General features: G+C 65.7%; 8 protein-coding genes and 2 pseudogenes. 4 read left to right on the top strand and 6 right to left on the bottom strand.

Annotated elements, in window-relative coordinates; translation table 11 throughout:
* Positions 1-3: 3 nt before the first annotated feature.
* Positions 4-1,908 carry a GMC oxidoreductase gene (locus C1N80_RS09840; RefSeq protein ID WP_137770591.1) on the top strand — a complete coding sequence of 635 codons (1,905 nt, stop codon included), beginning with the start codon at positions 4-6 and terminating at the stop codon, positions 1,906-1,908.
* A 516-nt stretch (positions 1,909-2,424) separates the two neighbouring features.
* Here the strand turns inward: C1N80_RS09840 and C1N80_RS15655 are convergent.
* The 3 genes and pseudogenes from C1N80_RS15655 to C1N80_RS15830 all read right to left on the bottom strand — a co-directional run bounded on the left by C1N80_RS15655 (position 2,425) and on the right by C1N80_RS15830 (position 4,391).
* Positions 2,425-2,901 carry a type IIL restriction-modification enzyme MmeI gene (locus C1N80_RS15655; RefSeq protein WP_205750641.1) on the bottom strand — a complete coding sequence of 159 codons (477 nt, stop codon included), beginning with the start codon at positions 2,899-2,901 and terminating at the stop codon, positions 2,425-2,427.
* A 922-nt stretch (positions 2,902-3,823) separates the two neighbouring features.
* The gene (locus C1N80_RS16005) at positions 3,824-3,922 is read right to left on the bottom strand and encodes a helix-turn-helix domain-containing protein (RefSeq protein WP_370297285.1); all 99 of its coding nucleotides are present in this window, start codon (positions 3,920-3,922) and stop codon (positions 3,824-3,826) included.
* Between the two features lie 100 nt (positions 3,923-4,022).
* Positions 4,023-4,391, bottom strand: a pseudogene (locus tag C1N80_RS15830) (recombinase family protein).
* Positions 4,392-4,802: 411 nt separating this feature from the next.
* Between C1N80_RS15830 and C1N80_RS09825 the strand changes: the two are divergent.
* Positions 4,803-5,213, top strand: coding sequence for a hypothetical protein (locus C1N80_RS09825; RefSeq protein ID WP_137770590.1), 411 nt, complete (start codon positions 4,803-4,805; stop codon positions 5,211-5,213).
* A gap of 2,138 nt (positions 5,214-7,351) precedes the next feature.
* Here C1N80_RS09825 and C1N80_RS09815 read toward each other — a convergent pair.
* Positions 7,352-14,026 (bottom strand): DNRLRE domain-containing protein, encoded by a 6,675-nt coding sequence (locus C1N80_RS09815; RefSeq protein WP_137770588.1) that lies wholly within the window; start codon positions 14,024-14,026, stop codon positions 7,352-7,354.
* Positions 14,027-14,521: 495 nt separating this feature from the next.
* Here C1N80_RS09815 and C1N80_RS09810 point away from each other — a divergent pair, with 495 nt between their 5' ends.
* Positions 14,522-15,304 carry a hypothetical protein gene (locus C1N80_RS09810; RefSeq protein WP_137770587.1) on the top strand — a complete coding sequence of 261 codons (783 nt, stop codon included), beginning with the start codon at positions 14,522-14,524 and terminating at the stop codon, positions 15,302-15,304.
* A gap of 537 nt (positions 15,305-15,841) precedes the next feature.
* Positions 15,842-16,120: pseudogene (locus C1N80_RS15825) on the top strand (ISL3 family transposase); the annotation flags it as partial.
* A 21-nt stretch (positions 16,121-16,141) separates the two neighbouring features.
* Here C1N80_RS15825 and C1N80_RS09800 read toward each other — a convergent pair.
* Both C1N80_RS09800 and C1N80_RS15635 read right to left on the bottom strand, forming a co-directional pair.
* Positions 16,142-16,597: a DUF4265 domain-containing protein gene (locus C1N80_RS09800; RefSeq protein ID WP_137770586.1), complete on the bottom strand. Its 456-nt coding sequence runs from the start codon at positions 16,595-16,597 to the stop codon at positions 16,142-16,144.
* A 69-nt stretch (positions 16,598-16,666) separates the two neighbouring features.
* Complete coding sequence (locus C1N80_RS15635) at positions 16,667-18,268, bottom strand: HNH endonuclease (RefSeq protein WP_137770585.1); 1,602 nt, start codon at positions 18,266-18,268, stop codon at positions 16,667-16,669.
* Positions 18,269-18,320 lie beyond the last annotated feature (52 nt).

The following is an 18,320-nucleotide window of genomic DNA, read 5'->3' as shown; positions in this document are numbered from 1 at the left end:
CGCATGGTCGCCGATGATCCCCTCCTCGCCCGCGTCGCCGCGGCGCTCGACCCGCAGCTGAGCTCCCCGGAGCTCGCCGCGCAGCTCACGGCGCGGATCCGGGCGCTGGATGCGACGGCGCCCATCGGCTGGGAGCAGCAGGTCCTCACCGGCGCCCCGGGGACGGCGGAGGCCATCGTCACGGACGCGCTGTACGAGCACGGGCTGCAGCACGGCAGGGTGGGGCCGGACCTCGCCCCGCACGTCGACGCCTGGTCACCCCCGCCCGCCGGGCAGCGCCTGCCCACCCTGCTGGGCCCGGACTCCTTCCTCGACCCGGCCGCCCTCCAAGAGCGCTACGACGCGGTCGTCATCGGCTCCGGGGCGGGCGGCGGCATGGCGGCGCAGGTCCTCGCCGAGGCCGGATGGTCGGTGCTCGTGCTCGAACGGGGCGCCTGGCCGCAGCGCGACCGCCTCCTCGAGGACCACCTCACGACCCCGCGGGCCACCCTGGGCCTGCCGCCCAGCTCCGGTCCCGCAGCGGACGCCGAGCCCCGCCTCACGGCCACCGGGGAGGTCCCGCCCAGCTCCCCCGCCTGGGGCAACAACGCGATGACCGTGGGCGGCGGCACCCGCATGTACGGGGCGCAGGCCTGGCGCTTCGTTGCCGAGGACTTCACGATGGCGAGCACCTACGGCGTGCCCGACGGCAGCTCCCTCGCCGACTGGCCGCTCACCGCCGCGGAGCTCGCCCCGTTCTATGCGCGGGTCGAGGACATGCTCGGCGTGAGCGGCGGCGGGGACCTGCCCATGCCGCCGCTGGACCCCTCGCCGCTCGGCGGGCGCCTCGCCGCGGCGGGCGAGCGGCTGGGGCTCGCGACCCGGCCGGTGCCGCTGCTGATCAACACCGTCGCGCGGCGCGGCCGGGCGGCGTGCGTGCGGTGCTCGCAGTGCGTCGGCTTCGACTGCCCCGTCGGCGCCCGCGCGGGCAGCCACACGACGACCCTCCCGGCGGCGCTCGCCACCGGCCGCGCGCACCTCCTGCCGGGCGCCGTCGCCACCCGGATCCTCACCGGCGCCGGGGGCCGGGCGACGGGGGTGGAGATCGTCCTCACCGGCCCCGGCGGCGCGCAGGACCGTCGCACGGTCCTGACCGAGCAGGTGGTGCTCTCCGCCGGCGCGATCGAGTCCGCGCGGCTCGTGCTGGACAGCGGGCTCGGCGGGGACGAGGTGGGCCGGCACCTGCAGGGCCACGCCTACGGCGGCGCGACGGCCCTGTTCGAGGATCCGGTGGTGGACCTGCGCGGGCCGGGCCCGGACGTGTCCACCGAGCGCTTCCGCCACGGCAACGCCGGGATCATCGGCGGCGGCATCCTCGCCGACGAGTTCGTCCCCACCCCCGCGGCCACCCAGCGCTACCTGCGGGAGGCGGGGCTGGTCCCCGCCGGGGCACGTGCCGGGTCGCCGGAGCTCGAGCGGGCCATGCTGCGGCTGGGGAGGGTCGTCGGCCCGGTCCAGGAGGTGACGACCGCGAGCGCCCGCGTGCGCCTGGACCGCCGCCGCGACCGGCTCGGGCGCTCCCTCGTGCGCCTCGAGGGGCACCTGCACGCGGAGGACCTGCGGGGCCGGGACCTGCTCTCCGCGCGCGCCGCGGAGTGGCTCGCGGAGGCCGGCGCCCGCCGCGTGGTGCCCGCCGCCCCGCTCATGGGGACGATCGCCGTGAGCAACGGCCAGCACCAGGCCGGGACGCTGCGCATGGGGACGGATCCGTCGGCCTCCGCGACCGATCCCCACGGGCGGCTCTGGGGGCACCCGAACGTGCTCGTGGCCGACGCCTCCGTGCACGTCACCAACGGCGGCGCGAACCCGGTGCTGACCGTGCTGGCCCTCGCCCTGCGCCACACCGAGCAGCTCGTCGCGAGCGCCTAGGCTGAGAGTTCGTCCTGCATCGAGGATGGCTGTCGACGGTGGATACCCGGGGGCTTGGCTGCGTCACGGAAAGGGGATCGCGCATGCGTGCATCAATGAAGCTCGTCCTGGCTGTGCTTGTGGCGGGCTTGGTGGTTCAGATTCTTGGCTGGGCTGGGGTTTTAGGTAACACGTTCACAGCCGTGGTGACAGCTACCTGCATGCTTCTAGCGCTCCCATTCTTCATCAGGGCTGCGTGGAACCGAGGCCGAAGTAGCTAGGGCCTGACCCATGTCAGGCAGCTCGAGACACCCCAGCAACTCCCGCCGGCGGCACTCCCGGCACTCCCACGTCCGATGCCCAGGACCGAGCGTGTCTGCGCGACACGAGCACGCCATCCACCCCACCAGGAAGCGCCGGCTCCCGCACGCGCACTCCCGCGGGCGCTGCTCAGCCCAGCCCTCGGCGGAGCGCACCAACGGCGGGATCAGCCGCATCCCCCCGTACGCCTCGATCACCTTCTCCACGGCGTGGACCCTAGATCTCGCGGCAGACATCCCGCCCGCCCGTGGTCAGGGAAGAACCGGGGGCTGGGCGCGTGCCTGCCGTACCCGACTCGGCGGCAGGTTGTCCCAACATCACGGCGGGACCCAGCGACCGGGGGACCGTGGTCCAGCCGCGAGCGTCCTGACTAGGCGTTGGCTCCAGTGAGCTCGGCGTAGCGCTTGGAAGAGCCTGCGCGACTGCGGCCTCGAGGTCCTTGCCCGTCGACTTCATCTCGATGGCGCACAGGCCGGGCACGAGAGCGTCGATGTACCCGCGTCCGCCGGTTGAGGACCGCTTGGCTCGCTTCTCGTAGAGCGCCGCCTTGGTTGCCGTGATGTCGTAGACCTGTAGCAGGTCACGAATGAAGGACTGCTCGCTCTGGCGCTCGTCGCCGGGGCTGTCTCGCCACTCGATGGCGAACTGCGCACTGCGTCGTCGGATCTCGTTCAGTGACAGCGACTTGGCCACGCATCCCCCTCATACCGGCCAGATGGGATGAGCGTACTGGGCAACGGCTGGCGCTCATGGCGGTCCGCCAGCGGACGGCTGATGAGACACTCTCCGCAACAGACAAAGCGAGGTCATCATGAGTCGCCAGCAGCCCACTCAGCTCGAGACCGATGACGACCACGCGATGCGTCTGCGCCGCGCCGTCGAGCGATCCCGAATAGCACTGACATGCTCGCTCGCGCAAAGCCCGTCAGCACCAGCCCTCGGCACCAGGCTGCATGTCACCTTCTCGCGCAGTGAAGAGACGGGCGAGTTCTTACCCTCGGGGATCCGCCACGATCAGGTCGATCGCGAACAACTGGAAGTGGCCGCCACGCGGGCTCGAGTCTTCACACTCTGGAAGGATGGACTACACGGCACCGAGGTCGCCAAATCGATCGCACACTTCGCTACGGATCCGGATCATGTCCAGATGTGCGAGACGCTGACTGGATGGTGGCGAGCCGGGAGATTCAACCGGGCCACCGTGATGGCATCGCAGGACGGCAGAGCACTTACGCCCCCGGGTGGGGTGGGGTCGGCGATGGTGGCTAGGAGCGTCCTGTACTCCGAGCTATGGCATGCCGACGACGTCTCGGAGGTCCTTAACGGGGTCGACTCAGAGTTCCAGCTTTGGAGCGTTGCAGGCCTGGTCGGAGACTGGTTGGCCGTGATTTCTTACCAGGAGTCTCTCATCATGTCGGTGCGCCCCGACCTCTGCGCCTCGCTGACGCTTTGGGGAGGCACTCCAACCACGATCCTGAGGCGCTTGGACGTTAAGGCTGGCGGGAGCACAGACGCCACGCCGCCCACATAGAGGGACACCCCTCTCCTCGTGTACCCAGATCTTCCGCCGCAGTCTTCGTGCACACCGCGTTCTACTCACTCGACTAACAGGCGACTATGAGGGGTTCAGGTACCGGTACAGCGTGGATCGGCTGATTCCATGCTCACGTGCGATACGTGCTTTCGGAATGCCTTGAGCTGCCTGGTCGCGCATGGCCTGGATCGCAGTGTCATCGTGGGCTCGAGCCCTACCCTTGTAGATGCCTCGAGCTTTGGCGATCGCGATGCCTTCGGACTGGCGCTCGCGGATCATCTCATGCTCGGACCGGGCCACCGCGGTGGTGATGTGCAAGATCAGGCGCGTGGTGAGGTCGCACGTCGGGCCGGATCGTGAGGCCCTGGGATACGAACTCGACGCTGACGCCCTTCTGCTCGAGCTCCTCCATGATCTCGAGCATGTCGCGCAGGGAGCGGGCGAGCCTGTCTATCGAGGCGACCGCAAGGATTTCTCCCTAGCGCACGTAGTCCAGTGCCTCGCGGAGCTGCGGGCGTGCGGAGGCAATCGCGGTGGACTGGTACTCGCGACAGGTCTTGTCCGCGTAACCGATTGCCTCGAGCTGCCGGTCGAGGTTCTGGCCTGCGGAGGAGACTCGGACGTAGGCGACGCGCTGCGTGGTGGGCATGAGGCGATCGTGTCGCAGTGAGGTGGAAAACCTACGGAGCGCTACAGAAGTGTTGCAAAACCGTCTCCGCGCACCCTATTGGTAACCGTGGCTGGAGCTCGCTCCGGGTGTCGCACTGGGGTATACCCCAAAGGTACTTGTTCGCGCAGACTAGGGGCCTTCTGCGGTCAACACTTCGCGCGAGGCTGTCGACAATTTCATGCTCCGCTTCGAACATTAGTCTCCGTCCGTAGAGCAACGTCCACTTCAAGTAGATGGCCGGGGTGTTGGCTGAGCGCGGCCACTGCGACAGTCGGGTTGACAGTCATGTAGTTGAGTACATGTTGCATCCTTGTCGAGATCGAACACTCGTGCGACACTGAGTGTGCGACAGCCTCGTCCGAGTCTGCCGAAGCACAAGGGAGGAACGTCATGGGTTTCGAGGTGTTCGACAAGCGCCAAGCTCCGATGCGGGGCACTCCGAGTGTCACTGTGCAGAAGCGGGGCATCATCTCGATCAGTGGTGCAGCCCATGCGTTCATCGACCGTGCGAGGGTGGTGGAGCTGCTGTTCGACCGGGAGCGAAAGGTGATGGCGCTTCGTCCGTCGGAGCCATCCGCGCAGTCTTATGAGCTACGCGAACCCGCAAAGTCGGGCCAGACGCTGCTGTCAGCTATGGCGTTCACGCAGGCCTACGACATCGACACGTCCGTCAGCCGGCGGTTTGAACCGTTCGTTGAGGACGGGATGCTGTGCGTGGCGGTCGAGGGGCCCTCCACGATCGTGCGAAGCAACCGCACCAAGAACAACTCTGCCGACTCCAGTAGTGATGAGGCGGAGTAGAGACGAAGCCTGGACCCGCTGCAACGGGTCCAGGCTTCACACCACTAGGGCCTCGAGCATCGTCGTGATGCCTCTCGAGGATACTTCCTACCTCCCTGGTGGCGGAAAGGAGACCTCGTGTCTCGTGCAGAGAAGTCACTGAAGCCCGGGCAGGCCACGCCGGCCTCGGGGCAGTACCAGATCGTGGGACCGCGCGGCGGTTCCACGGGTGAGGAGCGGACGAGCGTGTATGGCTCTCCGCTTCCGCCGACACCGCGGCCGGGCCAGAGCTACGTGCTCACTGACCGGACGCGCAACGGCGACGGTCGCCGGAAGTGACCAGCAGCCGGGGTCGTCTCGCGTGAGGCGGCCCCGGCTCGCGTCAGAGAGGATTCCGATGAGGGCATGGGTCGACGAGAGTGCGCGCAAAGATGGTGTTGCCCTTCGGATGTATCTTCTCGGCGCTTCGCTCTCCGATGTCGACGCCGAGCGGGAGGCGTCCGAGATGTTGCGGGCCCTCGCGCCGCGCGGTCGCTAGCTTCACTGGCGGGAACTCGGCGATCGCGGCCAAGCAAAAGATGCTGACCTCCTTCCGACTCTCGGCATCCGGCACGTCGTGGTGATCGCTGCCCCCCTTCGGCCAGATGTGAAGCAGGAGCGGGCACTGCGAGGGCCAGGAGCATCACGGCGAGGGCAACCTCGCTCACGGGCCCGCCTACGACACGATGAGCTGCCTGCCGGGCGTGAAGGTCTCGTTGCTGCGCACTAATGCGCCCCGGCCGCGAAGGGCGATCCCGGTCCAGGGGGCGCCCACCGGCTACGTCAGCAGTAGATCTACTCAAACAGGGCGACGATCGCGATTCGAAGCTCCCCCAGGCCTTCTCGTACTGCCGGCCGAACATCACCGTCCTGGTCGTCGGGAAAGCAGAGCTTCCTGGGCTGGATCCGCCCAAAATTCAGTAGCACCTCCGGCCTGATCTTCAATTGGGCCGCAAGTCAACTAATGGTCAAGCACGTAGAATGGTACGCGAAAGACACTTCTGAAAATCTACGAATAAGGCATTGAAAACGGTTGTGGCGCCTTGAGATATGCGGAGTCTATCCTACCTAGACATCCCCCCGGAAAAGTCTGCGCACCATTTTCGATCATGCACAAATTGTTCAATGTTCACTTTGCGACCATCTTGAAGATAGGCGCTTCCTGACTCTGGGATCGGCCGCTCATTAATCGCCGGAAGCCGCAAGAACACAAATGAATACAGTGTGGTGTCCAGGGTTACATCGACCTCCCTCTTGGCGATGTCGGCACTCCCGTACTCAACCCTAAACCCTGCCATCTCCGGGGCTACTGTACCAAGCATCAATTTGGATGGCGATCCGAGCCTCCAAATACTCTCGGAGTCAACAGATGCCACATCCTGCAGCGTCATCCCAACAACATATCCGTAGCATTCGGGAACCGCGAATGACAAGTTGCCGTCACGGTAGAAGTACGCAATGGGAGGATCGCTGTCTAACGCTTCTTCGCTCGCTGGCTTGATCTTAGCGGTGTCGCACGCGATACATGCCACCGATATCACGCATGCGGCTACTAGAACAGGGAGCCGTCGCCAAAGCTGCATGTATAACCCCCCTCTGCTATCAATTTGGCTGAGAATACGTCTCCGGCCCCATTGACGAATTCGTCACTCTCTTTTGGGTAGACCGATTCATCGGTTCCAAGCCAGAAAATATTTCGGGATACTCGATCTGACCTCACCGCGATGTACATGCTTTGAGACGGGTCGTATGAGCCGCTGGATTCGTCGAAGCTATCTTTGCTCAGGGTTGCGATACTTACATTCACATTCGCAACCTTCAGTCCCCACCAACTATTCGTAATGTAGGCGGTGCTCGACTGGATCGCACGACGAGTCGAGGTGAACCAGATGTCCCCATCGCACTCAGGAATGCAGACTGATAGGACTCCGTCATCGACTCTGGCCCCGCAGAGCTTCTCGGATTCAAGCAGGTCGCGCGTCCTTGCTACGGGGCGCGAGATCCCATCCGCTCCTTGCTCACCACCGCAGGCCGTCAAGAGACTGGCGGTCGGGATTGCGAACAGGCGCAGGGCATCTCTCCGGCGCAGCGGCTTCATTCATCTTCCTCATTCAATCGAGTCACAGAAGTCCCTTGAGGTTGTTTCGGAATTTATTCCAAGTGCTCCATGCTTGCGCCATGTAGGCAGCGCGACCATTGATGTTCATTCCGGCGGCCCACGCGAGACTGCCGAACTTTACCTCTCCGTGGGTACGCAGCCAAAGATTTCCGTTGGACTTATAAAGCTTGAAGTTGATATATGAAGTACCGACAGGCGAATAGTCTGGATGGCCCTTCAGGACACCAAATGTCCATCCCACGGTATACATTCGGGTAACCTTAACGGGGAATGGAATTATCGCAACCTTGAGAGGCATGACGGCCCCCAGATAGAGGCGCTTCCCTGCGCCTTTGATTGGGAAGTACTTGGAAAAACTCGCCCGGAGGGCGGAGAATATTGCACTCGACGACTTGCGGGTCTTCCCGACCTTGAAATTGTATGTATACCCCCAGGTGCCCTCTGTGTCATAGCTATTAACGGGGTCGGTGGGATACCCGTAAGACGTGCTATTTCCGCCATTTACCGGGTCCTTACCGGTGAAGTTCCCTGTAGCGGCGTTGTAGAGTCGCGCGCCCATGAGAGTCAGGCCGGCGGTCTCGGTGGTGGTGGAGCGTTCCTTGGCTCCGAGCCAGCCGTAGCCGGCGCTCGTGCCGACATTTGCGGTTTGGGCGGGGTCGATGGGGGTGCCGTATTCGGTGTAGCTGGACCAGCCGGCGATCGTCGTCGCCGCAGTCGTGCCCGGGGTGCCGCTCGGGATGGGGATGGTGGTGACGGTGTCGCCGTGGATGTTGGGCAGCATCAGCGACGTGCCACCGTCGGTCGCGATCGACGCGCCGAGGTCCCCGCTGATCGAGCTCGTGTACCGAAGCGTCTCGCTCGTCCCGTCCGGGCGGGCCGTCTCGATCCAGGCGGGATTGTCCGAGCCGTCCGTGTAATGCCGTGTGGTGGTCGTGGTCTTCGCGCCGGTCACGGAGGACTGCACGAGCCGCCGCTGCGCGACGTCCAGGGTGAACGACGTGACCGTCCCACCCTGCGTCACCTTCGCCGGGAGGTCACTGTCGAAGTACCCAAGCGTGATGTCCCCACCCGCCGTGTTCGGGGCGTGCGCGGCCGGGACCGTGGTCTGCCGACCCAGCAGGTCATACACATACCCACCGGTCAGGCGATCCGCCGTGTCGTAGGTGAGGGACTGGTTGACCCCCGTGGTCGCGGCCCCCGTCGTGGTGCCGTCCGCGCGGATCGTCTCCTTCGCCGTCTTGCGGGCGCCGTTGGTGGTGAACGTGTACTCCCGCACCGTGTACGGGCTCACCTCACTGCCGCCGACGGGAAGGCCGGTGAGGTCCTCGACCTTGGTGAGGTTCCCTCCCTTGTCATAGGTGTAGCGGTGGTCGAAGTCCAGCGGGTCCTCCACCGCGCTCTCCGCATCAGCCTCGACGCCGGCGGCCGCCGCGATCTGCGAGGCGAAGGTCGCGGAGTCGGTGCGGACCCGGCCGAGAATGTCGTTGGTCTGGGACCAGGCCAGCCACGCCCCCGTGCTCACCTCACCGGTTTCCGGGTCGGTGAGCTGGCCCGCATAGGTCAGCCCCACCTCCTCGCCTGCCTCGTCCACGAGGTGGGTGGCGGTGATGGCGCCGGGGAGTTTCTCCGTGGTCATCGCGCCGTCGGCGTCGTAGGCCGCGGCATAGGTGAGGACATCGCTGCCGGTGCGAGTGACGGTCTGAGTAGTGACCAGGCTGCGCCGCTCGGCCTTGCCGTTCGCGTCGTTGCCGTCATAGGTGAAGGTGGTGGTGCCCTTGGGGTCGGTCACCTTCACCACCCGCGCTGCGGTGTCGTAGGCGGTGGTGGTCTTGTCGCCGAGCTGGTTGGTGTAGCTGGTCTCCTTGCCCCACAGGTCGTACGTGTAGGAGTCCTTGACCGTCCCGATGCCGGTGTTCATCGCATTGGAGACACCGACCGCGTCGACCAGGCCCGTGGTCTGGTTGTACTGGGTGAAGATCGCGTCCTGCGCGACTGATCCCGTGACCCCGCTGGTGGAGGTCTTCGTCCAGATCGCCCGCCCTGCCGCGTCGTAGGTGACCTGACTGGTGCGCGACGCGGACCCGGACGTCTCGACCGTGGTGGTCGGGGCGAGCCAGAAGTCATAGCCGGTGACCTTCGTCGAGGGCAGGGTCGGGCCGCTGCTCGGCGCCGCAGCCGGGAACGTCCGGCAGATCTCGCCGGCCCACGCCTTCGCCTGGTCACTCGCCCCGCACGAGGCGTCCTCACTGTTGGCGGCGGCGGTGTAGTAGATCGTCTTCGTCGTCCCCGCGTCCGTCCCGTTCGAGGCGGGCATGCGCGACTCGACCAGCTTCCCGCGGTCGTCGAAGCGCTGTTTCGTGGTGCGCCCGAGACTGTCCTTCACCGTGGTCGGGACGCCGAGGACCCATCCGGAGGTCGGGTCATCCACGCCCTTCCCGTCGATCGGGGTGTAGGTGTTCGTGGTCGTGGAGACCTGCTCGAGGGCGGTGATGTTCCCCGGCGTGCTGTCCGTGGTGACCGCGTCCATGGTGACGGTGGTCGGCAGGGCGTAGGCCTGACCGGTCGCCGGATTCACGCCGCTGTTCGGCGCGCCCTGGTCGTAAACGGTCGCGGTGTGCGGGCGCAGTCGCGCCGTGGTGCTCCCATCGGCCAGGAGCACGTCCCGCGCCGGCCCGAACTCGTCGGTGACCACCGACCCCGCCGGCAGCACCACGACATCACCGTTCTTCTGTTCGGTGTTGTAGAAGGTCTGCGTGGACAGGGCATCCACCCCCGGGCCGTCAAGATCCGGGGTCGCGATCGCCGTAGCGACCGCCCCCGCATCAAGCTCGCGGATCACGTTGCCCTGCTCGTCGTAGCGGGCGGCGGTGATCTGCCAGGCCCCTGCCCCGTAGGAGGCGGAGTTGATGGTGTACGCCTCGGCGTTGATGTACTGCAGATCCGCGTACTGCAGATCCGCCGCCGTCAGGGACTTCCCCACCAGTGCGGTGACCGGGTGATCCGAGGAGAACACCGCGTACCCGTTCACGGGCTTCTGTCCCGCGTATTCCGCAGAATCCTTCTCGTCCTTCACCCAGGCGCTGATCCCCGTCTCGGAGAGGTTCGGCAGGCCCGTCCCGGAGACCGGGACGTCGTAGACGATCGAGGCGATCTGCACCGCCGCGCCGCCACTGGTCTGCGCGCCGCGCTGGACGTTCTTGACGACCTGCGTGGGGATCGAGGTGTCAGGGTTCGCGGCGTAGGTCACCGTGTACCCGGCCAGACCCGAGGGGGTGATCGTCTTGATCCGCGTCGTGGATCCGTCCCACGTGTACGTGGTGGAGAGGTTCGAGCGGACGTCCGTCACCTTCGACAGGCGCGTGAGCGCGTCGTAGGTGTAGGTGGTCACCGGCTTCGACTCGACCTGCTTCGTCGCCGGGTTGTACATCACCGCCGCGACGCTCGACAGGCGCTGCGCCTGCTTCCCGTTCGGATCGGTGACGGTGGTGTAGGTCAGGTCGATCGCCCGGCACCCCGGAGCAAGCGTCCCACTCGTCGGACACGCCGTGCCGGTGAGCCCGTCGGGCAGCGGCGCGACGATCCGCGTCACGGCGCCCGTCGTCGCATCGTGACCGAAGGTCGTCGCACCGGCCTGGCCCGGCTCCGCGATCGATGCCGGATGCCAGACGAGGTTCTTGCTCGCACCGCCCGTCACCGGGGTGAACGTCGTGATCGTGCCGTCGTCCTCGGTCACCAGCAGCTTCGGCGCCGCCGCGGTGCCGGTGATCTGCGCGGTGGTACCGGAGAGTTCGGTGTCCTCCGTGCCGGGCAGCAGGGCACCGGTCACGGTGCCGACCTTCCCGGTGGGGTTCACGAACACCAGCGGCTCACCCTCGTCATCGACCAGGGCGATCGTCCCATCGCTCATCCGCTGATCGAGCACGTCCATCCCGGCGAGGCCGGTCGCGTCATCACCCTCGAGGTTCGCGGTGAACCCGGGGCCGAACACCCCGGTTACCCCATCGAGGGGCCAGTCCTTCACGTCCCCGGTCCCGGTGTAGGAGAGGTGGGAGCGCTCGAGGGAGATGTTCGACCCGTACCCCGGCACGGACACATCCGTCGCCGTCGTCTGGAACTCCCCCGTGTACAGGGCGACCTGCCCCGCCTCCACGTCCGTGGTCGGGTAGCCACCACCGAAGGCGTGCGGGACCCGGACCAGGGTGGTGGGCCGGGTCTGATCCGTGCACAGCGGCGTGATCGAGGGGTAGGTGAAGCAGATCCGGAACTCCAACCGCACCGGACCACGGGACGTGTTCCCCGCACTCGCCAGCGCCGTGGACGCATCGAACGTCCCCTTGTACGGGAGGGGCTTGCCGACCGTGCCGCTGAGCGTCGCCGCGCTCCCCGCGTTCGTCCACGCCGCGGTCGTCCCGGCCAAGCGCCACTGCTGCTGCGCCGTCACCGACTGCCCGCTCGACGTCACCGGCGGTGCCGACGCCTCCACCGCGAAGCTGCCGTTGCTCGCCGCCAGCGGCGCCGGCCGGATCACCGACGGACCACCCCACCCCGTCTGGAACGACACCGGCGCAGACGCCATCGTCGACGCCGTGGAGACCCGCACCGTCAGCTTGTGCGCACCCTCGGTGAACGCGATCGCCGGCAGCGCCACGGTCCGCGGCCCCGGATCGATCCGCATGACCGTCTCCGCCGTGGCACCGTCGACCATGTAACGGACGTTGATCGGGGAATTGTTCGACAGCCCCTGCGTGATCACCACCGAACAGGACAGGCTCGCAGACGGCTTCGTCTGCGACCACGACCCGTTCGCGACATTGCAGGTGATCCCCGGGGCGGACGGCGCAGTCTGCGCCGTCTTCACCGTCTTCCAGCCCGACCACAACCCGGCGACACCGATCTCATCGGTCGCCTTCGCACGCACATACAGCGTCGTGTTGTCGGGGAAGTCGAACCCCGGCGTGCACGAGAGCGTCTGCCCCGACGTCCCCGTCGCCGTGTAACAGCGGCCCAGCAGCGTGCTTGCATTCCCGGCGGTCGAGGTGTGCACCTGGATCTCGGCGGAGACGGTGTTGCCATCCGGGTCCGTGGCGGTCGTGGACAGGAGTGGCCGCTTCTTCCACGCGTACGACGTGCTCTCGTACGTCCCCGTGTTCCCGACGACCGGCACCGTCGCCTGGTTCGGCTTGCGGTCGTAGGTGAAGGTGATCGACGGCGGCGTCGTCGACTCCATCGACCCGAACCGCTTCCACCCCACCGTGTCCGTCTCCGACCCGGCCTTCAGACCCAGCGATACCGAGGTCGCGCTGCTCGTGGACCACGTCTTCGCGAGGTTCGTGATCGACAGGTTCACCCAGCCCGCCGCGCAGGAGCTGTTCGCGCCCTTCGCGACATTCACCGACGTCTGCTTCGCGGCCATCGCCGGCTGGTTCGTCCACCGCACCGAGGAATCCACCGCCGGCCCGACCGACCAGACCTCCAGCGCAGATGCCGTGCACGAATACGACCACGTCTCATACAGGTTCAGCGTTGCGGACTGGATCTGCAGGCCCTTGAACGAGGAGTTCGCGAAGGTGAGGAACGAGCGGGCCTTGTTCGTCCCGTCGTACGTGCCGACCTTCAGCTCCTGCTCGCTGGAACGATCCGAGGAGTAGTTGGTCTGCACGAACGCATCGAACGTCGGCTTCGCCGTCGCCTTCGCATACACCGGGTCCACCGTCACCGGGAACACCCGAGCACCATCGAGCAGCCACCCCCGGTCCACACCCAGCCGCAGCGTGACCAGACCGTTCTTCCGCTCGAGAACCTCGACGCTCACCTCCGAGCGGGCAAGATGCTCCCGCGAGGCCTTGTCCACGCTCGCATCCCACGCCAGCGGCACCTCGAACGTCGAGACGACCTTGTCGTCCTGATCGACGAACTCGACCCGCTCACCCTTGACCTCACGGACCGTCAACGAGTCATCGACCTGCAGCGGCACATCCCACGTCACCGGTCCCGTCCCCGCGGCGGGTGCATCGCCACCACCGTCGCTCGGCGCAGGCTGACCGCCGCCGCCATCACTCGCAGCAGACGACTCACCCGCGTAGTCCAGCAGCGCCTCGCGGTCCGCAATCACGAAGGACTGCTCAAAACCGTCACGTGTCGCATGCACAACCAGATCGATGCCCGGCCATGCCCCCTGGTAGGTCGCCACCGACCCCTTCACCACCGGATCAGCGAGGGAGTCCTCCCACGCCAGCGCCACGGAACCATCCTTGCCGGCGTCGACCGACGCGACCTCCGCGGGCTTCTTCTCCGTCCCCTCGACCTCACCGGCGAGCACCACCCCATCGGGCACGGCCTTCGGGGAGATCGACCCGTCCTCCTGCTCGACCAGGGTCGTGTCGTACTCGCGCCACGCCCCCTCATCGTCCTGGAACCGGACCGGCGCGGCGTACTGCGTCGTCGTCACCGTCCCGTCAGGGTTCGCCCACGTCGTCGAGGACTCCCCCCGCTCCGCCGTGGCCTCCACCCGCTCACCGGTCGCCCGGGCCTGCACCACCGCCGACGGGAAGTCCAGCTCCTCCGGCGACACCGGCGCAGACACCTGCGGCGCCGGCTCCACCGGCGGGTCCTCCGCCCGCGCCGACCCCATCGGCAACCCCGAGACGACCAGGCCCGCGATGCTCAGCGACGCCACCGACAACAATGCACGGCGATACCACCGGCTCGACACACGACCACCCAACGCAGGCTCCTACCCACTCGCAGCAACCCCGCTGCTCCACCCCTCCGAAGCCGAAGATTGAAGCCATCATCCAGCCCACACCCAGACATTCACGTCACGAGTCCATAACGGACCAAACACCCCAGGGGGCACCACCTGGACGAGCGACCAGGACAGCCAGGACAGGCCCCCCGCCGAGCAGTACCACGACGCACCCCAACGCGACACGGGGACTGCTGCACGAACTGGAGGCACCTCAACCAGACACATCTGCCAGTTTGAGCACCACCCTGCGTGACACCTACGGCGCCGTAGGCTCACCCGTCCCACAGGGTCGAAACCCGCAGTTTCGTGACACTTCTGCACCGTGGGGTATACCCCATCGGGGCATCCATGGACCCGGTGGCGCGGGACTGGAAGGACTCTTGATGCGCTCCCACCTACCGCGAAAGCTATGCTCATCTCCTTATGGCTCAACATCGCGGCTTGTTAGGTGACATCGAGAACGATCTGCTGTCAGATCAACCTATCGCGAGCGTCCTCCGCAAGGTTGTCATCCTCGGCGGACGGGCAGGATCGGCGGAACTGCGGGAATGGGCATCACAAGAGTTGAAGGGGTTCTCCGGGGTCGAAGCGGAGGAGCTGCCGCCGTACCGACGCATCATGGCGCCGATGTTGATGGACGCGGTTACCGGTCCCACGATGGTCGAACGGCAGCCCCTGCCCTACTCAATGCTTCCGGACTTCGTTCGTGAAGAGATGCCGGAGGAACTGCCAATCCGAGTCGGCGTTGGAGAGCTCGAAGCCTGGGCAAAGAGTGAGAAGCCCATCTCGATCGCCGTCCCCGGGGCCGAGATCATCGGACACCACTTCGATCGAGAATCAGGCAACCCATTCCAGAAGATTCAACGCATCTACTGGTCCGTCTCGCCAGCGGTGATCATCGGCATCCTGGATCAGGTCAAGACGGCTCTGGCAGAGCTGATCGGTGAGCTGATCGCGGGAACTCCAAGCTCTCAAGACACCCCAACTGCAGATCAGGCCGCCCAGGCCGTTAACGTGGCGATCAGCGGCTCAAAGGGGGCTCGAGTCACAGTCACGACTCAGCAGAGCGGGGAATCCTCATCGCTGGCGACACAACCGGAGGACACCGAACCCACGTGGTGGACCCGCGGCCGCAAGATTGGCGCTGCCGTAGTTGGCCTCTCCACGATCATCGGCGCGATTGCAGCCGTGGTGGTTCTGCTCTAGATGGTCATCAAGACGGGCAGGTCCCCCGAGTCGGCTGCACAGTGGGTGCACTTGGCTATCTCCCCGCGCACTGGCCGATAGTGCCAGTTATCGGATACTCGAGAGATGATGACCCGTCTCGTCCGAGTTAGCCGGTTCGCGGGGGGGGCTTAGCTGGTTGCTCTGAGCGGGGCTCCAGCGCGCACATGGACGTGCAGGTGCTTGGAGTCTTGATAAGTACCGAGATGCGTCATGATGCCGGCTCTCCCCTCGCGGGCGGTCACGTCAGCGGCGACGTCCTGGACTACTCGGAGGAGTTGCAAAGCAACGTCCCGGGCGGCGAGCGACAACAGCGAGTCCACGTGACGCTTGGTCACGACGACGATGGGGGTTGGCCAGGAAGGTCACGTGCGGTGGAACGCGAGCACCTCGTCATCCTCGTGGACCACCTCGATCGGCTCACGTCGCGGGATCGCGATGTCGCAGTAGAAATCCCCACCGTCAAAGCCCGTCACCGGGACACCCTAGGAACCGCACGCGAGCAGCGAGAACCCGAGAGTCGAAGCGACCTGCGGCATCTACCAGCGCGTCGCCGCCGCCTACCGCGACCCCAACCGCGCTAGCGAGAAGAGGGCTCTCCGGACCGTCATCGACGACCTCACCGACGGCGTACCCAAAGAGCTCAAAGAGCTGGCCACCCTCGGCCGGACCTTGGACGTGCTGGCCTACTTCGACCATCCCGACACAAGCAACGGACCTACGCGCAACCTCACCCACTACGTCATCCGCGCACAGCTGGACACCGGAGGATTCAGAACCGAGCTATACCCTCATCTGCGAAGAGCCCGTCAAAGAACACTATTCGAGCCAAGTCACTTTGTTTGTGACCATGAATTCAATCTCGTTTGCAATCTGCAGAGAGTCTAGCTCCCCCACCAGGCACTTCGCTTCCTTAGACTCCTCCAAATCGACCGCCAGGCGAGGGATGAAATCTTCATACTCGCAGTAAAACCCGCGATCGCCGAGTGACTTCGCCATACCTTCAAGGTGTGCGCGCGCCGCGCTCTTTTCGCTCGAAAGAGATTGGATCCAGACGTTCGCATGACCTCCAAACGTTTCGGTATCCGCAGCCCACAGAAGATCTCCTTCCATATTCACCGTGACACAGTCGCCCACTGCAAGCCCTGTGAAATACATTGGCGTGTTGTCTATCGAGTACACGCCATCGCCCACCCGCCTGGCCCATAGGCCCTCGCTCGCAACTTCCGCATCCTCATGAAGATGGAAGTTCACTTTAATATGCTGGCCATCCATACTTTTGCCTTTCGGTTCACAAACCGCCAATATTGCCTCTTCGGGGCAGATTAAGGCGATTCGGGCATGCTATCTGAAGCTCTTCAAGTAGGGCTTCCCGCCACCAAAGCCTCCTGCTGCTGCAAATCCTCCCCTGCCGCCACCTCCGCCGGGCCCCGAGCGGGCCCCCTTAGAGAGGTTGCAGGGAGAGCACGTTCTCTGCAAGTTCCTGGGTGTCGAGTTACCGCCGTTAACTCTAGGCACGATATGATCTCCATGCCCCTCGCCCGCTTTTAGATGCTTCTGGCAGTACGCGCATCGCCCTGCACTCCTTTTGAGCTTACGCAGTTGCTTGCGGGAGAACTTCTTTCCTGCCGATGGGCCTCCAGCGGATCCGCGCTTATTCCCCCAACGCACCCTCTGCACCGGATCGCTTTTCTTCCAATGACGGTCGGCACGATGATTCGATCGCCTTTTATTTCTCGGTTTCTCGCCATCAAGATCATACAGTCCGACCGGATTAGTTGGGTAATTGTATGCGGTATTATTTGCGCCAACAATGTTATCAGTGCTGGTAAATGCTCCTGTAACTCTATTGTAGATCCGCACGCCCATGAGGGTGAGGCCGACGGTTCCTGCGGCGGTGGAGCGTTCCTTGGCTCCGAGCCAGCCGTAGCCGGCGCTGGTGCCGACAACGGCGGTCTGGGCGGGGTCGATGGGTGTGCCGTATTCGGTGTAGCTGGACCAGCCGGCGATCGTCGTCGCCGCCGCAGTGGCGGGGGTGCCGCTGGGGATGGGGATGGTGGTGGCAGTGTCACCGTGGATGTTCGACAGCATCAGCGACGTCCCACCGTCGGTCGCGATCGACGCGCCGAGGTCCCCGCTGATCGAGCTCGTGTACCGAAGCGTCTCGCTCGTCCCGTCCGGGCGGGCCGTCTCGATCCAGGAAGGGTTGTCCGAGCCGTCCGTGTAATGCCGTGTGGTGGTCGTGGTCTTCGCCGCGGTCACGGAGGACTGCACGAGCCGCCGCTGCGCGACGTCCAGGGTGAACGACGTCGCCGTCCCACCCTGCGTCACCTTCGCCGGGAGGTCACTGTCGAAGTACGCCAGCGTGATGTCCCCGCCCGCCGTGTTCGGGGCGTGCGCGGCCGGGACCGTGGTCTGCCGACCCAGCAGGTCATACACATACCCACCGGTCAGGCGATCCGCCGTGTCGTAGGTGAGGGACTGGTTGACCCCCGTGGTCGCGGCCCCCGTCGTGGTGCCGTCCGCGCGGATCGTCTCCTTCGCCGTCTTGCGGGCGCCGTTGGTGGTGAACGTGTACTCCCGCACCGTGTACGGGCTCACCTCACTGCCGCCGACGGGTAGGCCGGTGAGGTCCTCGACCTTGGTGAGGTTCCCTCCCTTGTCATAGGTGTAGCGGTGGTCGAAGTCCAGCGGATCCTCCACCGCGCTCTCCGCATCAGCCTCGATCCCGGCGGCCGCCGCGATCTGCGAGGCGAAGGTAGTGGAGTCGGTGCGGACCCGGCCGAGAATGTCGTTGGTCTGGGACCAGGCGAGCCACGCCCCCATGCTCACCTCACCGGTGTCCGGGTCGGTGAGCTGCCCCGCATAGGTCAGCCCCACCTCCCCGCCCGCCTCGTCCACGAGGTGGGTGGCGGTGATGGCGCCGGGGAGTTTCTCCGTGGTCATCGCGCCGTCGGCGTCATAGGCCGCGACATAGGTGAGGACATCGCTGCCGGCG

Source organism: Brachybacterium sp. SGAir0954 (assembly GCF_005490785.1).
In the GTDB taxonomy this organism is placed as follows: domain Bacteria; phylum Actinomycetota; class Actinomycetes; order Actinomycetales; family Dermabacteraceae; genus Brachybacterium; species Brachybacterium rhamnosum.
This window is presented reverse-complemented; position numbering and strand designations above follow the sequence as displayed.